Raw genomic sequence first — 2,094 nt, forward strand, 5'->3', positions numbered from 1 at the left:
TATAGATAAAAGCAGTATGGATAGGTGCCTTTATCGCTATCGTCATTTAGTCGAGAATGCCTTTGCTAGAATCAAGCAATATCGTTCAATATCAACTAGATACGATAAGTTAGAAAGGAATTATGCCAGTATGGTATCACTGGCATTTATGTTAATGTGGCTGCCAATGTATTGTTGAGTAATTTATGTACAGCAAAGATCAACAGCCCCTAATAAACTGGCAAATATTTTTACCAGTTTAGTCTTAAATTAATCGCAAAGTAATAGTACTAAGCAGGAACAGATGAACACTCCCCCAAAATAGTTAAGGTTGTTAATTGATGATAATTGCTCATTTCAACAACTATTAGCCAAACTTACGAAAGCCTTTAACTGTACATTTACATATAAAAATGATAGTGGTATTGCTAAAGCTAAGTTAGATGATTTTACTATAATAATTCATGACAAAATTGATCGTACTTTTGACATCGTCCTTAATCCATCTTATATTCTTACATTCATGATTACAGAGGATAAATCTCCTAATTACCACGTTGAAAAGCATATTCAAACAACCTTAACCAATCATAGTATTATCTATCAACACTCACAAGCCAAAGATCATGCCTATCCCATTGAACTTCCTTTTTGGCAAGCCTCCAACGATGACATTGCCATAAATTCCAAAGGCGATACGTTAACCGCCTATTGTAAAATATGGTATAAACCTGCCAAGTATTCTAAATTTACGGGTATATTTCAGTTTTCTAATGTTTGGGCAATGCGCTTTGAACGAAACAAACAGTACGCTTACTATAGCCATTGTGATGGTGATGATTTTAATACTTGTTATTGGATTATTCCAGAATCATCATGGCTTGAACAATTAAAAAATGAACGACAATCCCATTTTCCTGAGTGGCAACATTATGATCGTGGTGACTATTGCCATTACATTATTCAAAGTGATTCATTCTACGTAGAAATCATCGCTAAACAGCTCAAAATATCCAAAAAGCAATTAAAAGGTATTTTTTAAGATAAAATGGCAATATATAAAGGTTAATCATAACTTGGTATTCAATATACTATGAATCCCTAGATTACAACAGAATCATTTTTTAAGTTAATTGTACAAAGTAAAAAAAGGATTAATCATGCAGGGGTTTTTTGATAGATTAATGCTTGGTGAACTAAAGGATGTAATGATCGCTGGCTATATTGATTATGCTACTCTACCGATTTTTCACCCGCTTTATGATAGATTATATTTTATTATTGATGAAATTATTTTTGAGTTATATCTTAGTGAAGCAGGTATTATACAATATAATGAACTAACAGAAATTAAAGCATGGTTTACTTTAGATGATGATGACCATTTTTCATTGATGTCAATTTATTCACAATTATTCAAAACTGAGCAGGCTGTAATTATCACCGATATAACATACTCATCAATACCCTTCTCCTCAATGAGTATAAGTTACGTCAATGGTCAAGACTGCGGTAATTTACTTTTTGACCCAAATCATTTTTTTGGTTTTACATTTTTATAAAGGTTATAAATGTTAGATTGGATCGGCTACACTAAATCATACAACTTTTTTAAGGGGTAAGGTAAACTTATCACAACTAAAAAAGGAACAAATATGAATAAGATTAAACGCAAAAGACGAACATTCACAGATGATTTTAAACAGCAAATGGTCAGTCTTTATCAACATGGTAAATCACGTAGTGAAATCGTTGCCGAATATGATTTGACACCATCAGCTTTGGACCGTTGGATAACGCAAGCAAGCCAAAGCGGCTCATTTAAAACAAAAGATAATCGCAGTCCACAAGAACAAGAGTTAATCGCGTTGCGTAAAGAGCTTAAACAGCTGCGTATGGAAAACGATATTCTAAAGCAAGCAGCACTGATAATAGGACGAAAATCGCTATCCTAAAAGCAAATCGACATCGTTATAGCATAACAAAGCTATGTCAATATTTAGGATTATCAAGACATTATGCTTATTATCAGTGCAAATTGAATAGACAAAAATCAATAGGGCTTTATGCCGATAAAATCGTGACGCTATTTAATCAGAGCTATCAGTCTTATGG

General features: G+C 32.8%; 4 protein-coding genes. All 4 read left to right on the forward strand.

The genetic code is table 11. The features are described 5' to 3' along the window. Positions 1 to 178, forward strand: a 178-nt coding sequence (locus A9G38_RS11805; protein WP_141671791.1) for a transposase, incomplete at its 5' end; no start/stop codon positions are given. Positions 179 to 310: 132 nt separating this feature from the next. Next, positions 311 to 1,021 carry a hypothetical protein gene (locus A9G38_RS12495; RefSeq protein WP_202961585.1) on the forward strand — a complete coding sequence of 237 codons (711 nt, stop codon included), beginning with the start codon at positions 311 to 313 and terminating at the stop codon, positions 1,019 to 1,021. A 118-nt stretch (positions 1,022 to 1,139) separates the two neighbouring features. Next, complete coding sequence (locus tag A9G38_RS09485) at positions 1,140 to 1,541, forward strand: hypothetical protein (protein WP_034915100.1); 402 nt, start codon at positions 1,140 to 1,142, stop codon at positions 1,539 to 1,541. Positions 1,542 to 1,634: 93 nt separating this feature from the next. Beyond that, positions 1,635 to 1,934 (forward strand): IS3 family transposase, encoded by a 300-nt coding sequence (locus tag A9G38_RS09490; protein ID WP_037486845.1) that lies wholly within the window; start codon positions 1,635 to 1,637, stop codon positions 1,932 to 1,934. The last annotated feature ends 160 nt before the right edge of the window (positions 1,935 to 2,094 follow it).

The organism is Gilliamella sp. Imp1-1 (genome assembly GCF_001690415.1).
GTDB lineage: Bacteria > Pseudomonadota > Gammaproteobacteria > Enterobacterales > Orbaceae > Gilliamella > Gilliamella bombi.